The sequence below is a fragment of the Thiosocius teredinicola genome (assembly GCF_002009425.1).
Classification (GTDB): Bacteria; Pseudomonadota; Gammaproteobacteria; order Chromatiales; family Chromatiaceae; genus Thiosocius; species Thiosocius teredinicola.
In genome coordinates this window covers 1,995,826-2,021,152 of record NZ_CP019936.1, presented here as the reverse complement: position 1 = coordinate 2,021,152, position 25,327 = coordinate 1,995,826, and the positions used below count along the sequence as shown (strand labels likewise).

General features: G+C 57.1%; 27 protein-coding genes. 17 read left to right on the top strand and 10 right to left on the bottom strand.

The features are described from left to right. Nucleotides 1-119: 119 nt before the first annotated feature. Nucleotides 120-974, bottom strand: coding sequence for a nitrate- and nitrite sensing domain-containing protein (locus tag B1781_RS09715; protein WP_078119481.1), 855 nt, complete (start codon nt 972-974; stop codon nt 120-122). Nucleotides 975-1,291: 317 nt separating this feature from the next. On the opposite strand from B1781_RS09715, the gene B1781_RS09710 reads away from it, so the two are divergent. Together B1781_RS09710 and B1781_RS09705 are read left to right on the top strand one after the other, a co-directional pair. After that, entirely contained in the window at nt 1,292-1,783 is a 492-nt protein-coding gene (locus B1781_RS09710) for a hypothetical protein (RefSeq protein WP_078119480.1), read from the top strand. 160 nt (nt 1,784-1,943) lie between these two features. Beyond that, nucleotides 1,944-2,138 carry a hypothetical protein gene (locus B1781_RS09705; RefSeq protein ID WP_078119479.1) on the top strand — a complete coding sequence of 65 codons (195 nt, stop codon included), beginning with the start codon at nt 1,944-1,946 and terminating at the stop codon, nt 2,136-2,138. A 16-nt stretch (nt 2,139-2,154) separates the two neighbouring features. Here B1781_RS09705 and B1781_RS09700 read toward each other — a convergent pair whose 3' ends face one another. The 8 genes from B1781_RS09700 to acnB form a co-directional block, all read right to left on the bottom strand. Beyond that, nucleotides 2,155-3,180: a GGDEF domain-containing protein gene (locus tag B1781_RS09700; RefSeq protein ID WP_125931997.1), complete on the bottom strand. Its 1,026-nt coding sequence runs from the start codon at nt 3,178-3,180 to the stop codon at nt 2,155-2,157. A gap of 160 nt (nt 3,181-3,340) precedes the next feature. Next, nucleotides 3,341-4,867 (bottom strand): amidase, encoded by a 1,527-nt coding sequence (locus tag B1781_RS09695; RefSeq protein ID WP_078119477.1) that lies wholly within the window; start codon nt 4,865-4,867, stop codon nt 3,341-3,343. An 80-nt stretch (nt 4,868-4,947) separates the two neighbouring features. Next, nucleotides 4,948-5,280 carry a TfoX/Sxy family protein gene (locus tag B1781_RS09690; protein ID WP_078119476.1) on the bottom strand — a complete coding sequence of 111 codons (333 nt, stop codon included), beginning with the start codon at nt 5,278-5,280 and terminating at the stop codon, nt 4,948-4,950. 18 nt (nt 5,281-5,298) lie between these two features. Then, nucleotides 5,299-5,751 (bottom strand): protein tyrosine phosphatase family protein, encoded by a 453-nt coding sequence (locus B1781_RS09685; RefSeq protein ID WP_078119475.1) that lies wholly within the window; start codon nt 5,749-5,751, stop codon nt 5,299-5,301. Between the two features lie 237 nt (nt 5,752-5,988). Beyond that, nucleotides 5,989-6,294, bottom strand: coding sequence for a hypothetical protein (locus B1781_RS09680; RefSeq protein WP_078119474.1), 306 nt, complete (start codon nt 6,292-6,294; stop codon nt 5,989-5,991). A gap of 664 nt (nt 6,295-6,958) precedes the next feature. Beyond that, on the bottom strand, nt 6,959-7,843 hold the full coding sequence (locus B1781_RS09675) for a peptidoglycan-binding domain-containing protein (RefSeq protein ID WP_164513324.1): 885 nt from the start codon (nt 7,841-7,843) through the stop codon (nt 6,959-6,961). 252 nt (nt 7,844-8,095) lie between these two features. Continuing rightward, nucleotides 8,096-8,659 carry a class I SAM-dependent methyltransferase gene (locus tag B1781_RS09670; protein WP_078119472.1) on the bottom strand — a complete coding sequence of 188 codons (564 nt, stop codon included), beginning with the start codon at nt 8,657-8,659 and terminating at the stop codon, nt 8,096-8,098. Nucleotides 8,660-8,802: 143 nt separating this feature from the next. Next, entirely contained in the window at nt 8,803-11,406 is a 2,604-nt protein-coding gene (gene acnB, locus B1781_RS09665) for a bifunctional aconitate hydratase 2/2-methylisocitrate dehydratase (protein ID WP_078119471.1), read from the bottom strand. A 197-nt stretch (nt 11,407-11,603) separates the two neighbouring features. On the opposite strand from acnB, the gene B1781_RS09660 reads away from it, so the two are divergent. The 13 genes from B1781_RS09660 (at nt 11,604) to B1781_RS23430 (ending at nt 22,906) form a co-directional block, all read left to right on the top strand. Next, the gene (locus tag B1781_RS09660; protein ID WP_078119470.1) at nt 11,604-12,479 is read left to right on the top strand and encodes a LysR family transcriptional regulator; all 876 of its coding nucleotides are present in this window, start codon (nt 11,604-11,606) and stop codon (nt 12,477-12,479) included. Between the two features lie 292 nt (nt 12,480-12,771). Next, a complete protein-coding gene (acs, locus tag B1781_RS09655) occupies nt 12,772-14,718 on the top strand; it encodes an acetate--CoA ligase (RefSeq protein ID WP_078119469.1) in 1,947 nt (648 codons plus the stop codon). Nucleotides 14,719-15,055: 337 nt separating this feature from the next. Then, nucleotides 15,056-15,676 carry a hypothetical protein gene (locus B1781_RS09650; RefSeq protein WP_125931996.1) on the top strand — a complete coding sequence of 207 codons (621 nt, stop codon included), beginning with the start codon at nt 15,056-15,058 and terminating at the stop codon, nt 15,674-15,676. 441 nt (nt 15,677-16,117) lie between these two features. Further along, nucleotides 16,118-16,465, top strand: a complete 348-nt coding sequence (locus B1781_RS09645; RefSeq protein WP_078119467.1) for a DUF7674 family protein — start codon at nt 16,118-16,120, stop codon at nt 16,463-16,465. A gap of 188 nt (nt 16,466-16,653) precedes the next feature. Further along, complete coding sequence (locus B1781_RS09640) at nt 16,654-16,872, top strand: DUF5076 domain-containing protein (protein ID WP_078119466.1); 219 nt, start codon at nt 16,654-16,656, stop codon at nt 16,870-16,872. A gap of 206 nt (nt 16,873-17,078) precedes the next feature. Further along, complete coding sequence (locus tag B1781_RS09635) at nt 17,079-17,804, top strand: sterol desaturase family protein (protein ID WP_078119465.1); 726 nt, start codon at nt 17,079-17,081, stop codon at nt 17,802-17,804. 583 nt (nt 17,805-18,387) lie between these two features. Then, entirely contained in the window at nt 18,388-18,879 is a 492-nt protein-coding gene (locus tag B1781_RS09630) for a hypothetical protein (protein WP_078119464.1), read from the top strand. 130 nt (nt 18,880-19,009) lie between these two features. After that, the gene (locus tag B1781_RS09625; protein ID WP_078119463.1) at nt 19,010-19,600 is read left to right on the top strand and encodes an STM3941 family protein; all 591 of its coding nucleotides are present in this window, start codon (nt 19,010-19,012) and stop codon (nt 19,598-19,600) included. A 12-nt stretch (nt 19,601-19,612) separates the two neighbouring features. Beyond that, a complete protein-coding gene (locus B1781_RS09620) occupies nt 19,613-20,236 on the top strand; it encodes a DUF1294 domain-containing protein (RefSeq protein WP_078119462.1) in 624 nt (207 codons plus the stop codon). A 499-nt stretch (nt 20,237-20,735) separates the two neighbouring features. Beyond that, the gene (locus B1781_RS09610; protein WP_078119460.1) at nt 20,736-21,245 is read left to right on the top strand and encodes a DUF6714 family protein; all 510 of its coding nucleotides are present in this window, start codon (nt 20,736-20,738) and stop codon (nt 21,243-21,245) included. Nucleotides 21,246-21,359: 114 nt separating this feature from the next. Then, nucleotides 21,360-22,025 (top strand): hypothetical protein, encoded by a 666-nt coding sequence (locus B1781_RS09605; protein WP_078119459.1) that lies wholly within the window; start codon nt 21,360-21,362, stop codon nt 22,023-22,025. A 301-nt stretch (nt 22,026-22,326) separates the two neighbouring features. Then, complete coding sequence (locus B1781_RS22925) at nt 22,327-22,617, top strand: hypothetical protein (RefSeq protein WP_125931995.1); 291 nt, start codon at nt 22,327-22,329, stop codon at nt 22,615-22,617. Nucleotides 22,618-22,741: 124 nt separating this feature from the next. Next, entirely contained in the window at nt 22,742-22,906 is a 165-nt protein-coding gene (locus tag B1781_RS23430; RefSeq protein WP_334223943.1) for a hypothetical protein, read from the top strand. A gap of 51 nt (nt 22,907-22,957) precedes the next feature. Here the strand turns inward: B1781_RS23430 and B1781_RS09595 are convergent, their stop codons facing one another. After that, nucleotides 22,958-23,938, bottom strand: a complete 981-nt coding sequence (locus tag B1781_RS09595) for a hypothetical protein (protein WP_125931994.1) — start codon at nt 23,936-23,938, stop codon at nt 22,958-22,960. A 350-nt stretch (nt 23,939-24,288) separates the two neighbouring features. On the opposite strand from B1781_RS09595, the gene B1781_RS09590 reads away from it, so the two are divergent. Both B1781_RS09590 and B1781_RS22920 read left to right on the top strand, forming a co-directional pair. Then, a complete protein-coding gene (locus B1781_RS09590; RefSeq protein WP_078119457.1) occupies nt 24,289-24,723 on the top strand; it encodes a hypothetical protein in 435 nt (144 codons plus the stop codon). Beyond that, nucleotides 24,713-25,291 (top strand): hypothetical protein, encoded by a 579-nt coding sequence (locus B1781_RS22920; protein ID WP_125931993.1) that lies wholly within the window; start codon nt 24,713-24,715, stop codon nt 25,289-25,291. The genes B1781_RS09590 and B1781_RS22920 overlap by 11 nt, the downstream gene beginning before the upstream one ends. Nucleotides 25,292-25,327: the final 36 nt, after the last annotated feature.

The following is a 25,327-nucleotide window of genomic DNA, read 5'->3' as shown; positions in this document are numbered from 1 at the left end:
CTACCGGGCTGCGTACATTGACGCACGTCCGTTTTGCCGCGATTGCCCCTGCAAAGAAAGACCGCCGGGGTTGGCGGTCAAATATCCTCGGAGGTCGCAATGGAGAGGAGAAGATCAGTTCAACCGGCCTTCACCGGCATGCTCTGCGTGGTCGTACGTTTCTGCCAGGGATACAGGGTTTCATCTTCGACCTGTAGGCAGGCGCGGATCATGCCGTACCAGCGGTCGATCACCACGGTCATCTGTGCATAGTACGATTGCGGCTCCGTGCCGTTGCCCGGGTTCTCGATGATTGCGCGCGCATGCAGCAGGGCGTCGCGGGTCAGCGACAATGCCGATGGGTCGGGTACCGTGTCGGCGACGTCTTTCATGATCTGGCCCGCTGCACTACGCGACACCTGCATCGTCTTGATGACGCGCTCTTCGGCTTCGCCGTTGCGTGCCAACAGGTGCAGGCCCCAGGCACGAAGAATGCCCAGGTGCTCCATCAGGCGCGGCCATTCCTTGAGGATCTCGGCCTTCTCAGCGCCGAGCAACTTGGCATTGTCTGTTGCCAGCACCTTGAGGATGCCCACCATGCCGATGATGACGTCGCCATGCACTTCGAGATTGGTGTAGAAATCAAGGTCACGCCAATTGTTGCGCAGCGACTCCCAACGACCGAGCACGATGCGCCACTGCGGGCTGCGAAACACCGGGTGTTTCTCGCCGTAGTGACTGGCCAGGGCATACAGCGAGCGCTGCAACTTGTGTTCAGTGGCATCGAGTTCGCTGTTGAACGCCGATTCGCCGTCGAGCACGGCACCGCTCAGGCCGCGATGCAGTTGCAGATCCTGCATCAGGTTGAGCGCTACGAGACAGATCTCCACGGCACGCTGGCGACGCGTTGCCGATGGATGCGTCCATTCGAAAACCCGCTGCCCCACTTCACTGGCCAGGGCCTTGGTCCGCTCTTTGAAAAACACTTTCGCCATACCCCTTCCTGCATGGGTGACTATTGGGTCGTTGTGCGGCGGGCGACTGTCGCCGCACGCATCAGCACAAGCCCGACCATCGATACCGCTTCGGCTATGCATCAGACATACCACCAGAAAACTTCTCGAAAAAACCGCTACTTGTAGCTCGCGAGGGCGCCCAGCCTGCACCAACTTGGCGGGATATCGATGGTCGACGCACCAGCACTGGGACCGCGACCTGTGCGCCAAGTCGCATCGCCGATTGCCGCTAAGAAACCCTTAATTTGCACTGCCTAGCATCGGCGCGCTTACAACACTCAAGGGAGACAAGGAGAATGACCTACGATTTCAACGCTATCCGCATCGGCGCGATTCTGGCCATGCTGACGCTGATCTTCGGCATCGGTATGGGGGTCGTGTTCGGCGCCAACGAAGATGCGGTCAAGGACTACATCAAAGAAGGCGTGGCACAACATGCAGGCATGCATGACGACCAGAGCGAGTCGAAGATCTGGCGCTACGCCCAGCGGGCGCACTTCCATGCCACCGGTGTCGGCGCCTTCGCGCTCGGCATGATCGTGCTGGCCGGGCTGAGCAACATGTCGCGCACGTTGAAGATGACGACGTCGGTGCTGATCGGCATCGGTAGCTTCTATGCCTTGGCGTGGCTCAGCATGTTTATGTTGTCGCCGTCGATGGGGCGCGGTGCCGCGCACGAGGCGCTGCTGACCAAGGCGGTAACCAGCGTCACGGTCGGAGCCATGTTGCTCGGCGTCGCCCTGTTGTCGCTGCACATGATCTTCGGTTTCGGCAAATCCCGCGACTGAGCGATAGCCCCGGCCCCGCGCAGACGGGGCCGGTGGCATTTCAGTATCTGCCGAAATACCCCGGAAATCGCAACGTGGCAACTCTATGTGGGGTGCTACGCTTTCGCCAACGAGTCCTGGATTCCCTTCCCGGGTTTGCCTCTATGATGGGCGCAATGCGATGCCGAAAACCTTGAAAGACGACCAATCCGGCGAATTGATGGAACGCCTCAGCGCGATGTCGCGTGGCAAGAAGATCGTGTTGGTCGTGTTTATTATCTGGGCGATTCAGGCGATTCCGAAATGGACCGCGGCAATCGTCGCCGACGGCGAGACATCCGCCGACATCATGCGGTTCTTCATTACACCGCGTTAGGTCCCCCCGTTGCCATTCAGGTAGTCGCGGCCAGCGGCTCATCCACCGCCTGGCGCCCGATCGACACCTGGTTTCGTCCCTTCGATTTGGCATGGTACAGATTCTCATCGGCGCGCTTTGTCCAGGCACGCCAATTTTCATCCGGCTGCAGCGTGGCGACACCGATACTCACGGTCACCCGGTGTTCGTCCAAGAACGAGTGGGTCGACACGGCATCGCACAACTCCTTGGCCACCCGACGACCATTCTGCTCATCCGCGCCGTACAACAGCGCCAGAAACTCTTCGCCCCCCAGGCGGAACACGCGGTCGACGCGACGCAGGCGATGCGACAGCAGCTTGCCGACCCCACGCAGCACGGTATCGCCGCCATCGTGTCCGAAGTCATCATTGATTTGCTTGAAATGATCCAGGTCGAGGGCGATCAGCGTCATCGGCGTTTGGGTGCGCCGGCTCTGCAGCACGGCCTGCTCGAGCGTTGAACGCAACAAGGTGCGATTGAACACCCCGGTCAACGGATCGGTGACCGCCAGCATCTGCAGTTTTTCCTGCTGACTGGTGATCACTCGCATGAAGATAATCGAGAAGGTACTGACGACCAGCAGCGTAGCCGCGACACGCGCCGCCAGTGCGTGATCCAACACCATCCAGGCGATCGGCAACATCAACGCCAGCAGCAACAGATTGGCGATCCACGCCTTCTTCTCCGACAGGATGAAGTAGAAGGAGATGACCGCCGGATAACTCCAGAGTGCGCCGACGATGCCGTGTTCATAAAACACCGCCGCCAACAATGCCAGGATGATCGGCACCAGAGCAAAGAACGTCAGGCCGGGATAGTAACGTCCACGCCCGATACTCCAGGCCTTGAACGCCAGGATGGCGACAATCGCCAGTGAGCCGACACCCAACACGATCCTGCCCTCGGCAAAGTTGTGGATCGAAAAAGGGGTCAGCAATATGAGCGTGGTTATCGCGACCCCCTGGGTCGACTTGATCCGGAAATCGGACAACTGCTCAGTGCCATGAGTGGGTAATTCCACGGCGCACGCCTTTTATGATTCTTGATTGTTACGTCAGCACGCGCGTGCTGCCGCACGCTCTTTCCGGTCGTCAGCCGGTTCGCTGAACGGATAATTCTGCCACGAAATATGCGCCGATGTGGGCCCGTGGTGAACGTGTCGACAATTTCCTACACACTCGTCAGGCAACCTCCGAGGCAGAAACTTCCCGCAATGCATCCGCCGACACCGGCGGGCGTTTGTCGATCCAAGGACAGGCATTCTCCATCTGTGCCGCCAGCGCGAACAGCAGGGCGTCGTTGCCGTGCGCGGCGATGAATTGGACGCCATGAGGCAAGCGCGCGTCGTCCCAGAACAACGGTACCGACATCGCCGGCTGCCCAGTCATGTTCGCTATCGGGGTGAACGGCGTTTGGTAAATCGAACTGTCGATCATCGAATCGAGCAAGGCATCATTGACCGACCATCGGGCCAGGCGGGTACTCGACATAAAGCGCATCAACATCCGCTCGAGCGGCTTGGGATCGAGCGCCCCGTGTTTCAACGGCGGCGTCGCCACCGTGGGCGTCAACAGCACATCGAACTGCTCATGCAAGCGCGACATGGCCTGCGCCGCTTCGCGCCATTCACGCAACGCCGCGTCGACCTGCTCTTGGGTCACACCGCGACCGGCCGTGGCCATGAAACGGTTCGCCAGCTCGATATCGAGGCCAGCCGCCGGCACACCGAGTAGTTGCGCCATGGCGTCGAGGTCTTGCGCCGTCGAATGCACAACAACCCGCAGAAAGGCGCGCATCAGCGCCCTGCCGTTGAACGGCCATTCCAATTCTTCGACCTCGTGGCCCAGCGACTCGCAGATCGCCGAGGTCTGTACGGCGGCGGCTGCCGCCTGTGGGGCCACCGGCCTCCCAACCGGCGACTGGATGAGCAGGCCGACCCGCAATTCGCGGTGCAGGCCACGCTCGACGGCATGCAGGTATCCACCTTCGAACGATTGCAATTGGGACCGTCGCACACGCATTGGATTGTCAACAATCAAATCGAGATAGGCGGCACTGTCGCGCACCGAACGCGTCAGCACATGGCTGACCACCGCATCTCCCCATGCGGCCTTGGCATCGGCATAGGCATTGATTCCGCGCGATGGCTTGAAGCCGAACACGCCGCAGTAAGAGGCAGGCAGCCGAATCGATCCACCACCGTCGCTGCCCCAGGCCATCGGCACGATCCCGGCCGCCACAGCCGCGGCGCTGCCGCCGCTCGAACCACCGGCGTTGAGATCGGTATTCCACGGATTGTTGGTTGGACCGAATGCCACCGGCGCGGTCAGCGAGGCGTTGCCGAATTCGGCGGTGTTTGTCTTGCCGAAGGTCACCAGACCGATCCCGCGAAACCGCTGCGCCAGCGGGCAATCGTGTTCCGGTACATAGTGACGCATGGCGCGGCTGCCGTTCGACATCGGTTCACCGGCCATCGGCAGGAAGAGGTCTTTGACGAGAAAGGGCACGCCGGCAAAAGGCGCCTGCCTGTCGACGCCGGCGAGCACGCACTCGGCGTAGTTATCCATCGACGCGATCACGGCATTCAGCGCCGGGTTGACCGCTGCAACCCGTTGTCGTGCTTCATCCACGAGCTCGCCGGGCGCCACGTCGCCGCGACGCACATGTTCGGCCATCGCTACCGCATCCCAGCGGCCATAGTCCTGCATATCTGCCTCCTTGCCTTTTCGGTCGGATATCCCAATCCATCCTCGTGTCCACCACGTGCTACGGCGTCAGCACACGGCAATCAGCACTTGCGATTCTCTCCGCGCCGCGCAGCTTCGAATGCGCGCGCAGCCCAGATCGCCGCCTCTTCCGCATCATCATAGATCAGTGCGGGCGCTTCATAATACGACATCTTGATCGCTCGCCCGGCCTTTACATAGCTGAATGGCGCAAGATCTAGCTGTTCGTAATCGGGACGGTTTACGTCGTCGGTCTTGAGATAAAGCACGTCATCCGCCACCAGACCGAACATCAAGCCGTCGAGGAACACGCCATGTCCGCCGAACATGCGTCGCAGACGAACCTGGCCCATCGATTCGAACAACTCCGGCAGGTATTCGGCGAACTCACTCATACGCCGATTTGCAGGCACCTAGCCATGCGCCTTCTCCATGTGGGCGCCGATAAATGCTGACCAGACCTCGTTCGGCTCCCACACCGAACGCAGCGCGGCAAACGCCTGCTCTTCCGGCATCCTTTGGCGACTAAGCAGATACAGACCGACGAACGCCGTCGCGCGCATATTGGCCGCACAGTGCACAAACACCTTCTGCCCTTCGGCAGAGCGCATCGCTGCGTAGAATTGCTCGAGGTGAGACGCATGCGGCGCGTCGAAAGGCACCGGGATATGCACATAGCGCATGCCCAGGCCGCTCACCAGGCCGGTCTCGTCGGGCAGCGAGTAGCGGGGATCGTCGTGCAGGGCAAGATTGATCACCACGTCGAAGTCGAGCGCTGCGACCTCGCGCAATTGCGCTTCAGTCGGCTGACCGGCAGTCACCAACTGCTCGCTGACGCGGAAGAAGTTGTAGATGTCGTTCAACACAGCGGCTATCCCGATTGGTCTGCACGGTGATGAGACCCGAAGCTAGCACGTCACGCCACTGGGAGCAGTGGTTTTGTCGCCGACACCGCAGCGTCGCAACGCGGGTGAGCTGGCAGGTTAAACGGAGATTGGGGCGGAGAAGAAAGCGCGGCGACCAGTGTGCGGCCACCTGATGGCAAGAAAAGCCGGAAATCGAACGACAAGCGGCCCCGCGCAGGGGCCGCTAATCAAACATCATCAGGATACGCCACAGCGCATATCGCGCATCGATGACGGCGGATGCATACCCAGCATACGCATGACCTTCGCAACGGTGCGCGAGGCGGCCGCGATCAGGGGGCATCCTGCTACGGAGCAGGTTCGCCACATGGGACGGACGATGGAGTGCTTGCCCATGGCCAGATCCAGTCCGACCGACAGGGCCAGACCTAGGATCAGCGAAACGACGGTATGGTCGGTGAGATGACCGATAACCCCGGCATAGATGACGGGTACGGCCCGAATGATGACCCTACCGGTCGCTTCCTTCGTGTCTTCCGGCATTTCGTGGGAATAATGAGAATACTGGTCGTGGTGTTTGCGTGCGTGACGCCCTACTCCCGAAGTACGCTCGGTGCGATGTCGATCTGTTTCATTCTCGGATAGCATGTTGATACTGCCTTCTGCATAACTCTTGATGTGATCTATATCGACCTGTCATTAGAAAGATGAATACCCTTAAGGGAATTCGCGTAATTAATTGTGCTCTGCAGCAAACGTGCCCAATCGCGCCTGATTACCGCATCCTACTGATTACAAATCCATTTTCTTCAGCACAGGACCTTTACTTCCGGTGTCGATCTACCTTGATCGCACCAACTTTGTACAGGTTCCAACAACGTTGGTTGGTGAAACGAGCAACAAATTTCGAGAAACGAAGCCGTCGATCACGCCAAAACCGGCTCAGTTCTCAACTTAGTCGGGTTTCGGTTAAGGGAGTTCCCGGAACATTTGTAAATTCACGTTAGGGATTTCCCTTACCCTTTAGCCCTCAAAGTGGACGCTACACCGGACTGAGGTCATAGCGCAATAACAAAAATCTATGAGGCCAGTGTGGAAATATGCCAGGGGCTACGTCAAGACTCTTGAAGATTTCGCAATTTCAGCGCAAAAAAAACCGCCCCCGATAGGGGGCGGTTCGTTAGCGTAGCTGAGGTTGCGAGGCGGCTTACAGCTTCACGCCCAGCGCATCCAAGGTCTCGATCGTGAGTTGCCCGGACGCCAGGTTTTTCGACTTCTGGAAATTGCGCACGGCGCGCATCGTCATCGGGCCGAGAGAGCCATCGATCGTTCCACCGTAGACGCCTTGCTCTTTCAGAGCCGCCTGGATTTGACCGACCACGTCGCGCGTCATGTTGGTTTCACACAGGATCTGGCGCCACTCCAGGCCACCGTCCTGCACCTTCATGATCTTCTCGACCTCGACCAACTCGGCCGGTACCGGCGCACGCTCGGGCTTGGCCTTCTCGACCAGCTCCTGCACCTTGACGGTGACATACTCGGCCGGGATCTTGGTCACTTTGGTCTCGGCGGCTTTGTCGATAACCCGCTTTTTGACGACCTTGTACTTGGCCGGCTCAACGACGGTTTCGGTGGTCGCCGGCGTGATCAGCTTGCGGCGCTGAATGGTTTTGTACTCTGCCGGCACCTCGACCAGACACATGATCTCGCCGGTACTGGCGTCGATCTTCTCGACCGGGCCACGGCCGGTTTTCCAGGTGGTATAGCCTTCGCGTACCAACACCTTCTCTTCGACTTCATCGAACTGTGCCGGAACGATCTTCAGAACCTCGGTAGCCGGCTTGATTTCGACTTTCTCTTCGACGGTCTTAAAGCTTGCGGGGATCACCTCGATCTTTTCGCTTTCTTCTTTGACCAGCACCTGCTTCTCGACCCACTTGAACTGGGCCGGCATGATCTCGACATGCTCGGTACCGTCCGTAACCACGATCTCTTCGACTTTCGTTTCGTACTGCGGCGGCACGTAGATCCGGGTATAGCACTCACCAGGCTTCGCCCCGGGCGGCAGCAAAGGCACCTCTTGAGCAGACACCTGGCCTGCGGCAAGGAACACAGCTACCGCTGAACTAGTAACAAACGGCACAAAATGGCGAACCAGCATTGAACTCCCTCCAAGGTCACAAAGGCGGTCATGATCATTTAGAGCGACCGCTCGGGCATGCAGGCTAAAGTCGCCCGCCCAGGAACACAAATCCGATCGATCAAACTGAGAAATGGACATCAATTTTGTGATTGAAACCGCATTTTGGCGCGAAACCCAGGCGCCACAAACCGCTGTGGCGATCTACGTCGCCGGTCGCTCAAGTACGGCGAGCTGGTTGCACATCAGCTGAAAATAGCGGTGCGATTTGAGCTTGAGGCCCACCTCGTCGACCAGGATACGGAAACGGTGGCGGTTGTAGAGCACGATGTGATCGTCGACCGCCATCTTCGAAAACAAGCCGACCGACGCGCCCAGGCGGTGTACAAAATCGTTGCCGATCGGCGTCGGCGTGGTGATCACAATCACGCCGCCGGGTTTGAGCAGCTTGGCGACCTGGTCCATCACGAACTGCTGATTGAACAGATGTTCGATCAAGGCGATCATCAGGATGCAGTCGAACTGACGATCGATGTTCAGCTGGTCCTTGTCGAGATCGCGCTGATAGAAGGTTGAGTCGGGGTACAGACCCTTGAGTTTCTCGATCTGCTTGGGCGAGCGCTCAACACCGGAGTAGCTGGTGAGCTTGTCGGCATGCTCGGCCAGCACCTGGGCGTTGCCGCACCCCAGCTCGAGCACGTCACCCCGGATGTGCGGTGCGATCATCGCATAGCGTTGGTTGGCGATGAACTTCGTCAGCAGCGGCATACCTACCTCTTTATTCTGATTCGCCCGGCCTCTGGCATCTGCCGATGCTAACAAAGTTTGCGCTCAGGTGTTCAGCCGGCGCGGACACAAAAAACCCCGGCCAATGGCCGGGGTCTGACAGAGCATGCGAATTACGCCAGAAATCAAATCGCGAGTTTCAGCACGACCTCCTGGCCGCGTTTGGCTGACTCGACGAACTCCGGCATCTGGTCGAAGTTCATGTAGCGGTAGATCTCCGGCGCCATGCTGTCGATCTTGCCCGCGTATTCCATGTATTCGGCCGGCGTCGGCAGCTTGCCGAGTACCGCCGCGATCGCCGCCAGCTCGGCCGAGGCCAGGTACACGTTCGCACCCTGGCCCAAACGGTTCGGGAAGTTACGCGTCGAGGTCGACACCGCCGTCGAGTTGGCCGCGATGCGCGCCTGGTTGCCCATACACAGCGAACAGCCCGGCATCTCGGTGCGCGCGCCGGAGGTGGCGAAGATGTTGTAGTAACCCTCTTCCATCAGCACGTGCTCGTCCATCTTGGTCGGCGGTGCGATCCACAGACGGGTCGGGATCACCTCGCCGGCTGCCTGCAGCAGCTTGCCGGCCGCGCGGAAGTGACCGATGTTGGTCATGCACGAACCGATGAACACCTCGTCGATCTTGTCGCCGGCCACGTCAGACAAGGTCTTGACGTCGTCCGGATCGTTCGGGCAAGCCAACAGCGGCTCTTTGATCTCGGACATGTTGATCTCGATGACCTCGGCGTACTCCGCGTCTTCGTCGGCACGCATCAGCGACGGGTTGGCCAGCCACTCTTCCATCGCACGCGCACGACGCTCGAGAGTACGCTTGTCGTCGTAGCCATTGTCGATCATCCAACGCAGCATGACGATGTTCGAACGCAGGTACTCGGCGACCGAGTCTTCCGAAAGCTCAATCGTACAACCGCCGGCGGAGCGCTCGGCCGAGGCATCCGACAGCTCAAACGCCTGCTCGACGGTCAAATTCGGCAAGCCCTGGATCTCGAGGATACGACCGTTGTAGACGTTCTTCTTGCCCTGCTTCTCAACCGTCAGCAGGCCACGCTTGATCGCCTCGTAAGGAATCGCGTTGACCAGGTCGCGCAGCGTGATACCCGGCTGCATCTCACCGGTGAACTTGACCAGTACCGATTCGGGCATATCCAGCGGCATTACGCCCAAGGCCGCGGCAAACGCCACCAGGCCGGAACCGGCCGGGAACGAGATACCGAGCGGGAAGCGGGTGTGCGAATCGCCGCCGGTGCCGACCTGGTCGGGCAGCAGCATGCGGTTCAGCCAGCTGTGGATGATGCCGTCGCCCGGACGCAGCGATACACCGCCACGCGTCTGGATAAAGTCCGGCAGCGTGTGCTGGGTATTGATGTCGACCGGCTTCGGATAGGCCGCGGTGTGGCAGAACGACTGCATGACCAGATCGGCCGAGAAGCCGAGGCACGCGAGTTCTTTAAGCTCGTCGCGGGTCATTGGGCCGGTGGTGTCCTGGCTGCCGACCGTGCTCATGCGCGGCTCGCAGTAGGTGCCCGGGCGAATACCGTCGACGCCGCAGGCCTGGCCGACCATCTTCTGCGCGAGCGTAAAGCCCTTGCCGCTATCTTCCGGATCGACCGGCGTACGGAATGCATCGCTATGGCCCAGGCCGAGCGAGTCGCGTGCACGGGCTGTCAGGCTGCGGCCGATGATCAGCGGTATGCGGCCACCGGCCTGCACCTCGTCGAGGATCACGTCGGTCTTGAGCGAGAACTCCGAAATCACCTCGCCCGCTTCGTTTTCGATCGTGCCGGCATACGGCTTGATCACGATCACGTCGCCGGTGTTCATCTTCTCGACCGGACATTCGATCGGCAGTGCACCCGAATCTTCAACCGTATTGAAGAAGATCGGCGCGATCTTGCCGCCGAGCACCACGCCACCGGCACGCTTGTTCGGCACAAACGGAATGTCGTGACCCATGTGCCACAGCACCGAGTTGGTGGCCGACTTGCGCGAAGATCCGGTACCCACCACGTCGCCGACATAGGCCAGCGGCAGGCCTTTGGCTTCGAGTTCATCGATGGCCTTGATCGGGCCGACCTTGCCCGGATCATCCGGGACGATGCCTTCGCGCGCGTTCTTCAGCATGGCCAGCGCGTGCAACGGAATGTCGGGACGCGACCAGGCATCCTGTGCCGGCGAAAGGTCGTCGGTATTGGTTTCGCCCGGCACCTTGAACACGGTCAGTTTGATCTCGTCGGCGACCTTGTCTTTACGGGTGAACCACTCGGCATCGGCCCACGATTGGATGACCGCCTTGGCATTGGCATTGCCGGCCTTCGACTTTTCTTCAACATCGTGGAACGCATCGAACATCAGCAGGGTGTACTTCAGCTGTTCGCCGGCGAGCTCGCCCAAGTCGGCATCGTCGAGCAGGTCGATCAGCGGCTGGATGTTGTAGCCACCGAGCATGGTGCCCAGCAGTTCGACCGCCTTGCGCTTGTCGATCAGCGGCGATTCGGCCTCGCCCTTGGCAACGGCAGACAGGAAGCCGGCTTTGACGTAAGCCGCATCATCGACGCCCGGCGGCACACGATTGATCAGCAGATCGAGCAGGGTTTCTTCTTCGCCGGCCGGCGGCGCCTTGAGCATGGTGACCAGTTCGTTCACCTGCTCTGCGTTCAACGGCAGCGGCGGGATACCCTGTTCGGCGCGTTCTTCAACGTGTTTGCGATAGGCTTCGAGCATTGTTCACCTCATGAGCTGTATGGCGGGCAATGTTCCGAGTCTAGTCGGCGCGTGCCCCGCTGGTGGTTAAACCCTGGTTTCTACCGGGCCACGGCGCATTGAGCGCTCAGCCCGGCTAACTGGGCGGGCAAATTAGCAAAGGCAAAAACATACGTAAAATGGATACTTTGCATAAATAACATGATATTTTTGCATGCATGGATCTGGTCTTGCTGCGCTCATTCCTGGCGGTGGCTGAAATCGGCGCAATAACCGAGGCCGCCGAACAGATCGGCATTACCCAACCGGCACTGTCACGCCGTCTGCAACAGCTCGAACAACACCTGGGCGTGGAACTGCTCGTGCGGGGCCGAAAAGGGGCAACGCTGACCGAGATGGGCCGGCTGGTGCAGTCCGAGGCGCTCGGCATCGTGGCGCGCTACGAGCAGATGCGCGAGTTGGTGTCGAGTCATCAGCGACTTGAAGGCGGCACCGTGCGCATCGGTGGCGGTGCGACGGCAGTATCGTTCATCCTGCCTGAAGCGATTGCCGAGTTTCAGGCGGCCTACCCGCAGGTGCGCTTCCAGATGCGCGAGGCCGGTAGTAGCGAGATTGCTGACGACGTGGTGGCCGGCCACCTCGAACTCGGCGTGGTCACCCTGCCCGTGCGTGACCGTGAGCTGGATATCACCATGCTCACTGACGACCGCATCGTGCTGGTTGCACGCCACGATCATCCGCTGGCACAACGCCGACGCGTGCGTATCGTCGATCTTGCCGACCAGGCATTCGTTGCGTTCGAGGCCGGCAGTGCCTTGCGCCAGATCATCGATGCCAAGCTGCGCGATGCCGGCGTCGAGGTGAACGTTGTGATGGAGCTGCGATCGATCCCGGCGATCCTGCGCATGGTGGCCACCACCGGCAACCTCGCCTTCGTCAGCCAGCTGGGCGTCGAACCGCATGGCGATGTGGTGGTGATCCCGGTACAGGGGCTGCGCATCGAGCGTCGCCTCGCAGTGATCGCACGGCGCGGCGTGGCATTGTCACCAGCCGCATCAGCATTTACTGAACGACTGAAATCGCTGCATCATTAATACGCGCAGCGTTGCACGATCACTTTGAACAATTCGATTGTCGACAATAGAAAATATCTTTGCTGCGAGTGCAAAAAGAAGGTCGACAATGCGTGTCGCCCCCCTTATCTTTGCCACTCGGATGAATTGCGCCGCGACGCCAAGAACGTCAAAAATCTGAGAATGTCGCAACGCAAGCAACGATCGCAGAATGCTCATCATCAAGCGAATTAATACAGTGCGACGTTGACAGTCCATTCGCCGAATTCAAAGAATGTCCGACTAACTTCTATAAATCCTACCCGGAGGAGCCATGTCAGAGGTCAAGACCTACCCCGTACCCGCCGAATTCGCAGCACAGGCCAACGTCACCGCAGAACAATACGAGGAGATGTACAAGCGCTCAGTCGAAGACCCGGCAGGATTCTGGGGTGAGCAGGCAGAAAATTACCTGACGTGGTTTAAGAAGTGGGACACCGTACTCGACTGGTCGTATGGCAAGGACGACCTGCATATCAATTGGTTCAAAGGCGGCAAACTCAATGTCGCTTACAACTGCCTTGACCGTCATCTCGAGACCCGCGGCGACCAGGTCGCCATCATCTGGGAAGGTGACGATCCGAACGAAGATCGCAAGATAACCTACAAGGAGTTGCACGAAGAGGTCTGCAAACTGGCCAACGTGCTGAAAGACCGTGGTGTGAAGAAAGGCGACCGCGTATCGCTGTACCTGCCGATGGTCCCTGAAGCCGCTGTCGCCATGCTGGCCTGTACCCGCATCGGCGCCGTGCACTCGATCGTGTTCGGCGGCTTTTCGCCCGACGCGTTGAAAGACCGCATCAACGATTCAGACTGTAAAGTGGTCATCACCTCCGACCAGTCGATGCGTGGTGGCAAGAAGGTTCCGCTGAAGGCCAACGCCGATCGCGCCATCGCCAACTGCCCGCAGGTCGATACCTGCATCGTCGTGAAGCGCGGCGGCGAACCGGTTGAATGGGCCGAAGGTCGCGACGTTTGGTATCACGAAGCGGTTGGCGCCGCGTCGGCCGATTGCCCGGCCGAAGAGATGGACGCAGACGATCCGCTGTTCATCCTGTACACCTCGGGTTCGACCGGCAAGCCGAAAGGCGTACTGCACACCACTGGCGGCTACCTGCTGCAGGCCGCAATGACGCACAAGACCGTGTTCGATTACAAAGACGGCGAAGTCTATTGGTGTACTGCCGACGTGGGCTGGGTCACCGGCCACAGCTATATCGTGTACGGCCCGCTGGCCAATGGCGCGATCACGTTGATGTTCGAAGGTATCCCGACCTACCCGGATATCTCACGCTTCTGGCAGGTGTGCGACAAGCACAACGTCGCCACCTTCTACACCGCGCCGACCGCCATCCGCTCGCTGATGGGCGCCGGCGAAGAGCCGGTCAAGAAAACCAAGCGCACTTCACTGCGCCTGCTCGGCACCGTCGGCGAACCGATCAACCCGGAAGCCTGGGAGTGGTATCACCGTGTGGTCGGCGACGAGCGTTGCCCGATCGTCGACACCTGGTGGCAGACCGAAACCGGCGCACACATGCTTACCCCACTGCCCGGCGCCACCCCGCTCAAGCCCGGCTCGGCCACCAAGCCGTTCTTCGGCGTGCAGCCGGTGCTGCTCGACGATCAGGGCAACGAAATCGACGGCAACCCGGCCGAAGGCAACCTCGCCATCAAGCATCCGTGGCCTTCGCAGATGCGCACCGTATACGGCGACCACAAGCGTTTCTTCGAAACCTACTTTGCGATGTTCCCCGGTTACTACTTCACCGGTGACGGCGCACGTCGCGACGAAGATGGCTACTACTGGATCACCGGCCGTGTCGACGACGTGTTGAACGTATCCGGTCACCGCCTGGGTACTGCCGAGATCGAATCGGCACTGGTGCTGCACGACAAGGTCGCCGAGGCTGCTGTTGTCGGTTACCCGCACGACCTCACCGGTCAGGGCATCTACGCCTACGTCACCCTGATGGCCGGCGAACAAGGCACCGACGAACTCAAAGGCGAACTGGTGAAACTGGTGCGCAACGAGATCGGTCCGATCGCCAAGATCAACCTGATCCAGTGGGCACCGGGCCTGCCAAAAACCCGCTCGGGCAAGATCATGCGCCGCATTCTGCGTAAGATCGCCGCTAACGAGTTGGAGAACCTCGGTGATACCTCTACCCTCGCCGATCCGGGCGTTGTCGATAACCTGATCGACAATCGCGAGAATAAGTGATTCGATAGATCGCGCTGCGGCGACGCGGCAATTGCCAATTGGAAAGCCCGGCCTTGTGCCGGGCTTTTTTATTGCGTGCACGCCTCACTAACTTGCATTGAATAGCATTTGACGCGAATATAATTCTGGTCCGACAGAAAAATCGACCTCGGAAAGGAAACTCAGTGACAGGCGATGGAACCGCAACCTCCTCTTGAACTTCCCGTCACATCGCCTGCCCACTCGCACCCGCAGGCCCGTCTGTCAGCAATTCCCGATTATTTCATTGCTGCAAAAACGCGCTTTCCTTTTCTGGGAATCTGCCTTTCCGGCCTCAAACTGAATAGGGAGAAAAATAGTGAACTTCGCTCCAACCATGCTTCGCGCCATATTTATAGCTATCTGTCTATCGATCGGGTCCATTGGCACCGTTTCGGCTGCATTGATAACTTCCGATTTTGCATTCGGGTCGGGAACTCCGTTCAGCGGTACCACAACGCTTGGCGATGTCGAGGTAACCTTAACGACAAGCAACACCCAACCTTTTGGCGCAACCTCGTTTCGTGACTTGCTAAATACCGACCCCGCATTCGTCGCCTTCTCTTTCGATAAACCAATTAGCGAGTTTTTTCTGAGCATCAGTTTTGTTTTGCCACCAGATGAATTTCTGACCGACTTCAATATCGGAGACCCCACAACGCTTACCGGTGACTTGGTAAACATCGGCGGCCAGATTACTTCTTCCGTACCGGGTGATCGTGGCGACGGCACCCTCAGCTGGACCGGTCTTGACACAATGATCGTAAGCTTTACGATCGGCAATATACCGACCAGCACACGGGCGCCTGCGTTGGCCGTAGACGAGTTTGGTATTGACGCAGCCCCGGAGGTCGAGGTTTCAGTACCCACTGCGCCGACCTCCGCCATGCTCTTGGCCGGTCTCCTATTCGGAATCCCGGCGATACGAAAGCGCATTTGATAGAGGGACAGGATGGCAGACGCAATGAGCTCGACGCAGACCAATGTCCTGACGGTACCAAACCTAATCATGAATCCCGCTTAGCCACAGGCTTTTTCGACAACTTCATTGATTGTCGCCGGCTCGGCAATTGACGCGCCAGGTACCACGACCAAACCCGTAGAAGATGACAGCCCGGCCTTGTGCCGGGCTTTTTGCTGCGTGTCCGACGAAACTTGATCGAATCGACTATCCGAGTGAACATCGCAGGGAACCGCCGTTCTAGCCATCTAACTCGCAAAGGAAGCGGCAACGCCAATGACGGAAACTCCATGTGCCCAGCCGGCTGGGTATCACAACTCAGAATACTGCGTATACGGTAGAACGAACTGCCTGATCGGGTTTGCCATGCAGCCGTACACGTCTCTTCGACGTTACGCGAGCTAATTCGCTGTTATGCCTATGAAGGATTCAATCGCAGCGCCCAACGAATTGGTAGATCGTCTTATTGCGCTATTCCCGAGGTTTTTCGAAGAATGGAATGGCGGAGAGGAGTATGGCTACGAAGATGGGGACTTTTCCTATCATTCGGTGATTAGCACGTTCGCCCCTCTGAGTGCAGAGTATCTGAACGAAAGTCAGCCGAAGAAAACCAAAGCATTTTCGGAGCTTTTGAATTATGCGGTCGAAAACGGTGGTGCGTTAGAAAACGCTGTTTCAACTTGCCTGCTCGAACATGCTTCACAGCTGGGAATACGAGGTACGCTCTTGCCTTATCTCTGTCCCAAGGCGCGTCAAGAGCTTCGATAAGTTATGAGCAAAAAGCACAGCAAGTCGTTCACTAGGTTCTCGCAGGCATCTCGCCCTCCACACCTGCATGTGCCTGCCCTAGTCATTGTGGCGCAACAAGTGCTCCACACTAGCCGTCAATTCGCTGGGCGTTAGGCGGAGACCTATCAACACAAAGTCTACTCAGGATCCCCAGTGCGGGTCGAACAATGCATGAATTACCAATACCACCTGAAAACGATGGCGATGATCAAGCAACTGAAATGGCCAGAGTTTGGCTTGGAAACGGAACCTGTAATATTTCTTTATTGTTAGGAATGTACGAGGATGCCGATGATTGCGATGTCGATGAACTATGGGCGTGGGGAAACATACTAAGCGACATTGCGCAACATATCGCAAATGGCTTAAAGCAAAGTCATGGGTGAGATGAAACAGAGACAGTAGCAAAATTACGTCGGCATTTTAATGACGCCATAAAGCAAAGGACTCCAAATCTACGAGGGCAGTACTTTGACGATTGAACACCTAACAAAGCGTTCAATCCACGCAGCACACCGCACCATTTGCCACGCTGGCGCAAACGGCGTTCCGCACCGTCCACCGCTTACCAAGGAGTGAGGCAAGAAGCAAAATGGAAGTTGTAGTTTATATCGTAATATTTCTGGTTTTCGTGGCGATCTTTACGCGCGAAGTAGTTGCACCGGCTTCGAAGGCAACGTGCGACAACCGATGGCTTATCTTGGCTGCATCGATCAACATTCTCCAGATGTCTGCGGCAATTGGGGCAGGCTACGTTTTCGCGGATGTTTTCGCAGGGAACTCGATCTGGCACCTTGAATCGTCGTTTCACCCCACAATCGCCGGTGCGCTCACATTCCTGGTGGCGAGTCTTGTTGCCTACTGGTGGCACCGTGCCATGCACGCATCAGATCGCCTTTGGCGAATCTTCCATCAACTACATCACAGCCCATCTCGGATTGAAGCGCTGACCGCTTTTTTTGCCCATCCGTTCGATTCCATCGCTGCAACTCTTATTACTAGCTGCGTGGCATACCTGATCTTCGGCTTTTCTGGCTCCGCCGTGGCTTGGGCCATTCTCTATGTAAGCTTGTTTAATCTGTATATTCATTCGGACACGAAATCGCCGCCATGGGTGGGCTATGTCGTTCAACGGCCCGAGATGCACCGGGTACACCATCAATTGAACCATCACGCAAACAACTATGGCCTACCGCTATGGGATTTGGTCTTTGGTACATGGGCGAATCCGGCAACCTACATTGACAGATGCGGTTTCGAGGAAGGTCGGTCAGAACGTGTTTACGAAATGCTGATGGGAAAAGATGTCAACACATGAAAGTTCGGTCAGACCGTTCCGCATGCCGATCCGGGCGTCACGCACTCCGCATCGAGCTTCGCTTGAAACCCGCGGAGGTGAAAACCTTTCTTCCGACAGCGAGGGAGCTTGAACAATAGATTATGTGGCAATAGGCCGCGATACTTTGTTGTGAGATTTCGACGCATCGAGGCTTTCTCAGTGGTGAGCCGCTCAACGAGGTCTTGCTGGTTGAACGGATGGCGCAGACCCTGTGACACACTGCAACACGTTCCAAAATACGCGGGTCGGAATGAGGGCCATGAACCCGGATTCACTGTGCGGAATGGGAGCACTGGTTCGAATGACATGGTGCTGGGATTGTCGGTAGATCGCACGACGTGATAAAAGCCTGGGTCTCAAAACCACGTAACAACCAAAATTTGACATTGCCGCTGGTTTGGGACCAGTTCTAATACAGCGGCGATATCGTGGATGGAAGAGCCGAAACTATCGCAAATCGTGCTGGCAGCATTCTCAGCGCCGAACCTTCGTACTACCGTGGGATTGGACTCAAACAATTCTCTTACTAAGAACACTTAGATATCGCGCAAAAGGACTTGTCATGATTAACGCAGCGATATTGGCGGGCTACTTAGCGGCCCATGCAGTATGGTCAGTTTCTGATGGTGAAACACTCATCCCGATCTATGGCTATCTCTCCGGCAAAGGCGAAAGAGTGGTGGAACGTCTTGCATACCATCGATTAGAACAAGGCGTCGCAGCGCGCCAGGAAAGGTTAAACATCAATCTGAACGGCTATTCGGCGGCAGTATTGGTGTTTGACGGTCGAATCAATTTGGATGCCGGCAAGAAGGACGCACTGATCGTTGAGTTTAGGAGCTACGGCGATACCCCGGGGTTCGTGGTCGTGGCTGTGCCATATACTCCATTGTCCGACCACACAGATTTCGCCGTACACCGACCCAAGGTACTGGATATGTCGGAGCATCTACGATCCGATATTCACAACTTGCTAGACTCATTCTTTACGGGCGTAGATCAACACGCAAAGGCAGCAAAGATTTGGAGTGCGCATCTGGATGAATCGATGTAGAGGATAAACGGTCGGCGCCGTGTTGCCGACAAATTACCTCATGTGAGGCGAATCGTTGATGAGACAAAAATAGCTATTTGCGATCGACTTGGTGAACTGCGGCCTCCACTAGCTCAGCATTAGGCAACTCATGACCCCACGCCCTTCCGCCATCATCGTTCCGCTCAGCAAGCAGAAGATCTTCCTGCTGACGCTCGCAGCGGGCATCTTTGTTGCCGCGGGTGTATGGCTGTATTTGAGTGCGTCATCAGATGTGGGTTGGGAAAACCCCTTGTTTGTGCAAATTGTTGCAGTGATCGGTGTCTTATTCTTTGGATTGTGTACTGCCTACGGTCTTCGCAAAATGTTCGACACCACGCCAGGAATGGTCATCGATGACAAAGGCATCGTCGACAACTCCAGCGGTGTTTCAGCAGGCTTCATCCCGTGGTCCGATGTCATCGGGTTCAAGGTCACTACGATGCACAATCAGAGATTCCTCAGCATCGAGGTTCAAAATCCGGAAAAGTACATTGAGCAAGCATCGGGGTTAAAGCGACGGGTGGTGGCGATGAACGCCAAGTTCTTTGGTGGCCCTATACATATCAGCTCCAACACGTTGAAAATCCGATTCGACGACCTTGTGGAGCGTGTTCTCGAAGCGCATGCCACATACGCTCGGATTGACTTGTCGCATAGCTCCGCCAACCGGTCCAGCAGACCGCTTTGTCGATTGTTCTAGAGAAACGAACCGGTGCGAACAAAAGGCAAAATCGTCGCTTGGCACGACGAAAAAGGGTATGGCTTCGTCACCCCGTTCGCTGGTGGCGATCGCGTATTCATCCATATCAAAGCGTTCGCGAATCGGGCGCGTCGCCCGGCCATCGGGGATATCGTCACTTATTCCCTGTCTACCGATTCGCGCGGCAGACGATGCGCCGAGGCTGCAGCGATTTCGGGCGCACGCAAATCCACAAAAACCCAAAAGCCCTCAGGGGCGCTGTTACCCGTTTTTTTGGCGACAGGTTTTCTAGCGGCGGTCGGCACTGCCGTTGCTTTGGCGGTCGTGCCGGGGTCGGTTTTCGTTGTCTACCTGATGTTCAGCTTGATTACGTTCATCGCTTACGCGCTCGACAAAATGGCGGCACGGCAACGCAGTTGGCGCACCAGCGAAACGACGTTGCACCTGATGGCTCTCGTTGGAGGTTGGCCGGGTGCTTTGCTTGCGCAAAACCGCTTGCGGCACAAGACACGAAAGCAACCATTCCGCGCTGTGTTCTGGACCACAGTGATACTCAACTGCGCGGCGTTTGCCTGGCTACTCAGCCCTGCGGGCACCCGAGCATGGCGCTCGGTCGCCTCCGTGATCACGGGATGATGGGGACAGGCCGCTTAGTCCCTGTGTAGCTCGCCGACGGCGATTCAGCGCGACGGACAGAGCTTAGAGTGATCGATATCGGTTGCGAAATGGGAGTTTTCGCCTGCGAAAGCTAGCAATCCGATCATGCCATTGGATATGCTCATCGACAGGCTCTCAGACGCTGCGGTTTGCGATGACCGAGGAAAAGAGAAATATCTGTTGGCGCTGCGGCTACACACTGAGCACAGCAGGCTATGAGTACGATTCGATCTGCCCTGGCTGCCGCACACCGACCCGCGTCTGCCGGAATTGCCGTTACTTCAGCAGCGGCGCGCCCAAGCAGTGCACCCAGCCTGCCGCCGACAAGATTGCCGACAAGCAGCGAGCCAACAGCTGCCACTATTTCGAGGGCTTGTGAACGTGCAACTGCCCAAGCTCTTACTGTCCCACCTCCTTATCGACCATGCCGCACATACCGGCTGTTCTTTACCCTGCTTACCCAATTGATCGCCCCACCGTGAAAGCGCCCATACAAACACGCGAGCATCTCGAACGCGAAGTTCGCACCGCGTTTGCCGGGGTGACACTCGGCGGAGGCCTCAGCCTGCGGCAGGCTGAGGCGCTTGACGACTACTGCAACAACATCAGCGAGCAGGCATATCGAGAGCTGCCGCTGTCGGAGGTCACGGATGCCTGGAACGCAGTGCCCTGGGCCGAGCTTGAGCGCAACAACATCGCCCACCTCGACCCCGAAGGCTGGCGCTATTACATACCTGCATTGATGCTGTCGGTGCTGCAACAGTATGAGCCGGCATCCATGCGGGTGATCGGCACACTCAGCTCTCTGTATCCCAAACATGAACCGGACTCATACGACCTACTCCGCTACGACCTGCTGAGCGAGCAACAGAAGCAGGTCATTGCCCGCTACCTTCACGCGCTGCCCACCCTCTTGCCGCTAAACTGGCAGGACAGCAAGATCGTCGAACGGGCTTTGAGAAACCACTGGAAGCAGTTCCTGCCTTGAGTCAAGATTGCGGTCAGCCGCTGGTAACACCGAGCGGCGTGCCCAGGGGAGTTCGCGGCCAGTTGCGGTAGGCTGTGACACATCACGGGATGTGCGTTTGGGAGGATAAGAACAATGAACGAGTTGGACGTTTTCGTCAGTGTCGGTGGGACAGCAACCGATAAACAGGAGGCCTTCGTTCGCGCCGTCGAAGACCGGCTTCGCAGCGAAGGGCTGGTACCGCACACCGTCGGACGCAATACCTTCAGCTCCGATGCCCCACTGAAGACCGTCACCGAGCTGATGGATAAGTGCTCCGGCACAGTAGTCATCGCGCTCGAACGCATGTACTTCGCCGAAGGATTCGACAAACGCGGTGGCGAAAAACAAAAAGCGCTCTCCGACGTAAAACTGGCAACCCCTTGGAATCAGATCGAGGCCGCCATGGCCTATTCGCATGATCATCCGCTGCTGATGGTCGTCGAAGAGGGGCTTAAAAGCGAGGGCCTGCTCGAGCGTGGTTACGACTGGTACGTCCAGTGGGTTCAGCTCGATACCGCATCGCTGAACTCGGTCGAGTTCAACGGCGTGCTGGCAAGTTGGAAGTCAAAGATCTCCGAGTCGCACAAGCAGAAACAAGAACGCAAAAGCCCGTCAGCTGAGATCGACCCCACACAGCTCACGATAGGCCAACTCATCAGCGGCCTGAAACCGGCCCAGTTGTGGAGCATCCTGGTAATACTTGGTGGGCTGATCGCAGGATCTTTTGCACTGGGTGCGAAGCTGATTGGGGGGACGTGACCCACAATCGGGTTCCAGTATGGTAGTAGGGTCTTCATCGCCAAAGACCAAATGGCTTCGCGGTCGGGCACTCGTGCACTGCGCTCCAGGCTTCACTACTACCCCCGCCCTCCCGGCTCAAACCGTTCTCTGCCGACAATTAGCCAGTGCTCGAGACTTAGGCGAAAACGCAAGGTTGTAGCACCTTCGCCGACCGATACCCAACGACTCGGCAACTTGACACTCGGGCGAACCGAGTAGAGACTCCCGTCCATTCTCCGTATTACCGCGGCTGCACGCTGGTACAAGTATGGAGAATGAAATGTTCAATAATCGTACGCGGGCATGGCGTAGGCACCAGAATGCGCGATTCGCCCAGAAGAGATCAAAAGCGGTTGGTTGCGGCGACGGCCCCAAGGGCAAGTACGTAAAAACCCGGCCGTTTCCGGTCTACCGACCGATGTGGGCGCAGCATCTACCGAAAAAATGGAAGCACCTTGCCGGCCGCTCAAGCAAGGTTAGACGTGCGTCGCATCTGGGCACGGCCTATCCGAAAAAATACATGGAAGAATATCAATATTCTGTTTGTATGCAGCCGGAATCAATGGCGTAGTCCGACGGCAGAAAAGATTTGGAGAAACCGACCTGGCATTTCTGTCAGGTCGGCCGGCACCAGCCCGTCTGCGCATCGTCGAATCACGTCTGCCGACATTGCATGGGCGGATCTGATCTGCGTAATGGAAGAGAAGCACCGCCAGCGGCTGGTAAGTGCGTTCCCTGATCGCTGCCGTTTTGCACGGATCGTCGTTTTGGATATTCCAGACGACTACCGATTTATGGATCCCGAGCTGGTGGAAATTCTCAACGACGCGGTGGCACCGCTTGTTGAAAGTAGTCGTTGACTAGTCGGTTGCGGCACCGTGCCGGCTCGCGTAGCACCGCAACCGAAGGAATCAGTAGCGATGCCTGCGGGCACTTCTTGCAGGTGTCACCAACATTCCTATACCCAAGCTCAATAGCACGAGGGTTCCCGGCAATGGAACTTCGGACGGCGCCAAAGCTACGAAATAGTTCCAGCGGCCCGACGCAACCTGAGTAGCAGCGTTCAAGTCGGTTGTACTCAACCAAGCGCCTTCCGACCGCGAGCCAATCGCCAGCACCCCGTTCGCCGACAGGTCGATATCCGTAAGGCTGTCGTTCAGCTGCAAGCTATCGATCAATGTACCGTCAGACGCCAAATGAGCCACCAAACCGTCCCAGGTCGCGACGAAAAAATCGCCGAGGCCGTCTACTGCGAGTGCACGGACGTCCCCACCTGCCGCTGCCAACGACACCGAACCCAACAGGTTCAGACCCGTCGGGTCATACGCATAAGCGATACCACCTTCCAGCAGCCACAGGTTTCCATCGAGCCCCAAGTTCAGGTCAATTGCCTGAATACCGGAAGCGAATCCAACACTGGTCCCGAGAGCGGTATCGAAAACAACGCCGCCAGAAGCAGATTTGCCGGCAGTTGACATATTGGTCACGAAAACCCTGTCACCTAACGTCGCGATGCCGCCGTAGCTGATGTTGTTGATCGTACTCCAACCGGTATGAGTTACATGTGTCCAGGTGTCCGCCGCAGAATCGTAAGTAGACAGGTACGGATCGAATGTTCCGTTGAACACATGGACGTTACCGTTGTCCGCGATCACCAGGTCTCTTGGATGCCACAGATCCGACGACGCGGGCGCCGCTACGGGAACAAACGTTTGAAGTGCGCTACCGTCAGCGAGATATTCTGTGACTTCGTAGCTAATTGCTCCGGGTGTCTGGCTTTGAACCAGTAAGTCTCCGGTGATTGGCGCCGCTAACGGAGCGGACGTCATTGCCAAAATCATTAAAGGAAGGGAGATCACCCAACTGATCCGTTGTCGAGTAAAGAGTTTCATCTTTTTCTAGGGTCCACACAGAAAACATTGGCGCATATTGAAACATATTGAATACTCATTATTCCAACAGAATTTCACCGACACCGCCTTCGGAGCAAGCGATTTAACTTCCTGATGAACCACAGCGCATTGCCGATAAGACGAACAGCCATCTATGTGCGTCAATACAACTGAGAAATACTCCCTTTCCGCAAATCTTCGTATCCATGACACAATCTAGCTCTATTGCATTTCAATCGACGAACCCGCACTGCATCCAACGGCGAAACAATGGGAAGCGATACACTGCTCGAAGTTGAGCTTTTCCCGACAATTCTGTATTGCATGAGCCTCAAGTTGGACGAACCCATATGAATTTCTTCTGCACCATCGCTGCGTTGCTGGTTCTTGTTGCCGTCTCAGAAATCCGAGCGCACTTCCGGCTGAAACGGATTGCATCAAATCGGCAGACATCGAACATTTGTTCTTACGCACGGTCGTTTGACTATCGAAACGTCGACACTAGGGTTATGCGAGCGGTGTATCGCAAGATGCAGGCATGGATAGGACCGGTGGATAACAGGCCATTTCCAGTCGAATCGAACGACGGTTTCGACACACTCTACAGCATGGATCCGGGCGACCTTGAGGATATCTATTTTGAAATCGCAGATGAACTTGGCATTAGCACTGACCGGCCTGAAGAGAATCCCTACTTCGATCGAGTTTCAACCGTGAAAGAACTGGTTCTCTTCCTTCATCACCAGCCTAGACTCATCGTTGCCGATTCGCTGCATGCACGATAGTGACATGACAGGTCCATCACGCAAGCACCAGCGTTGCTGCACCATTCGCGCTACTGCGCACGTACCACCCGCTGATTCTGAACACCCGAAAACTTTCTGGGCAGCGCCCATGAGAGCTCTTCTGATTCTCATATTGACTATGGCATCAACTACAACAACTGCATCACCATCTTATCTCGGCAAATGGAAGTCGTCGTCGGCGCTCAGCAGCGAATTTAACGATCCCAATGAGAAAGGAATGAACGAGCAGGAAAAGGCATTTCTCCGGGAGTTCTTCGGGCATTTAATCATTGAATACCGCGAAAAAAGTTACTCGCTGGAACTCGAGGAACACTTCGCAACCGTCAACGGAAAACCAGAGAAAATCGAGCATTCTATAACGGAGTATCAGTACGAGTTCGTCGCCGCCGACGACTCGAAAGTTGTCTTGAGGTCTCAAGACGAAGACGGAAACTGGCGATTGGAGATGCTGCATTTTGAGGACGATGACACGTTTTGGATATACGTCGGATCTCATCCGCAGTTTTGGTACCTGAATATTCGTGAGTATTTCGTCCGCATCGAGTAATTCGCTGCCAAGTTGTTTTCAATTGGCTCCTCAGCA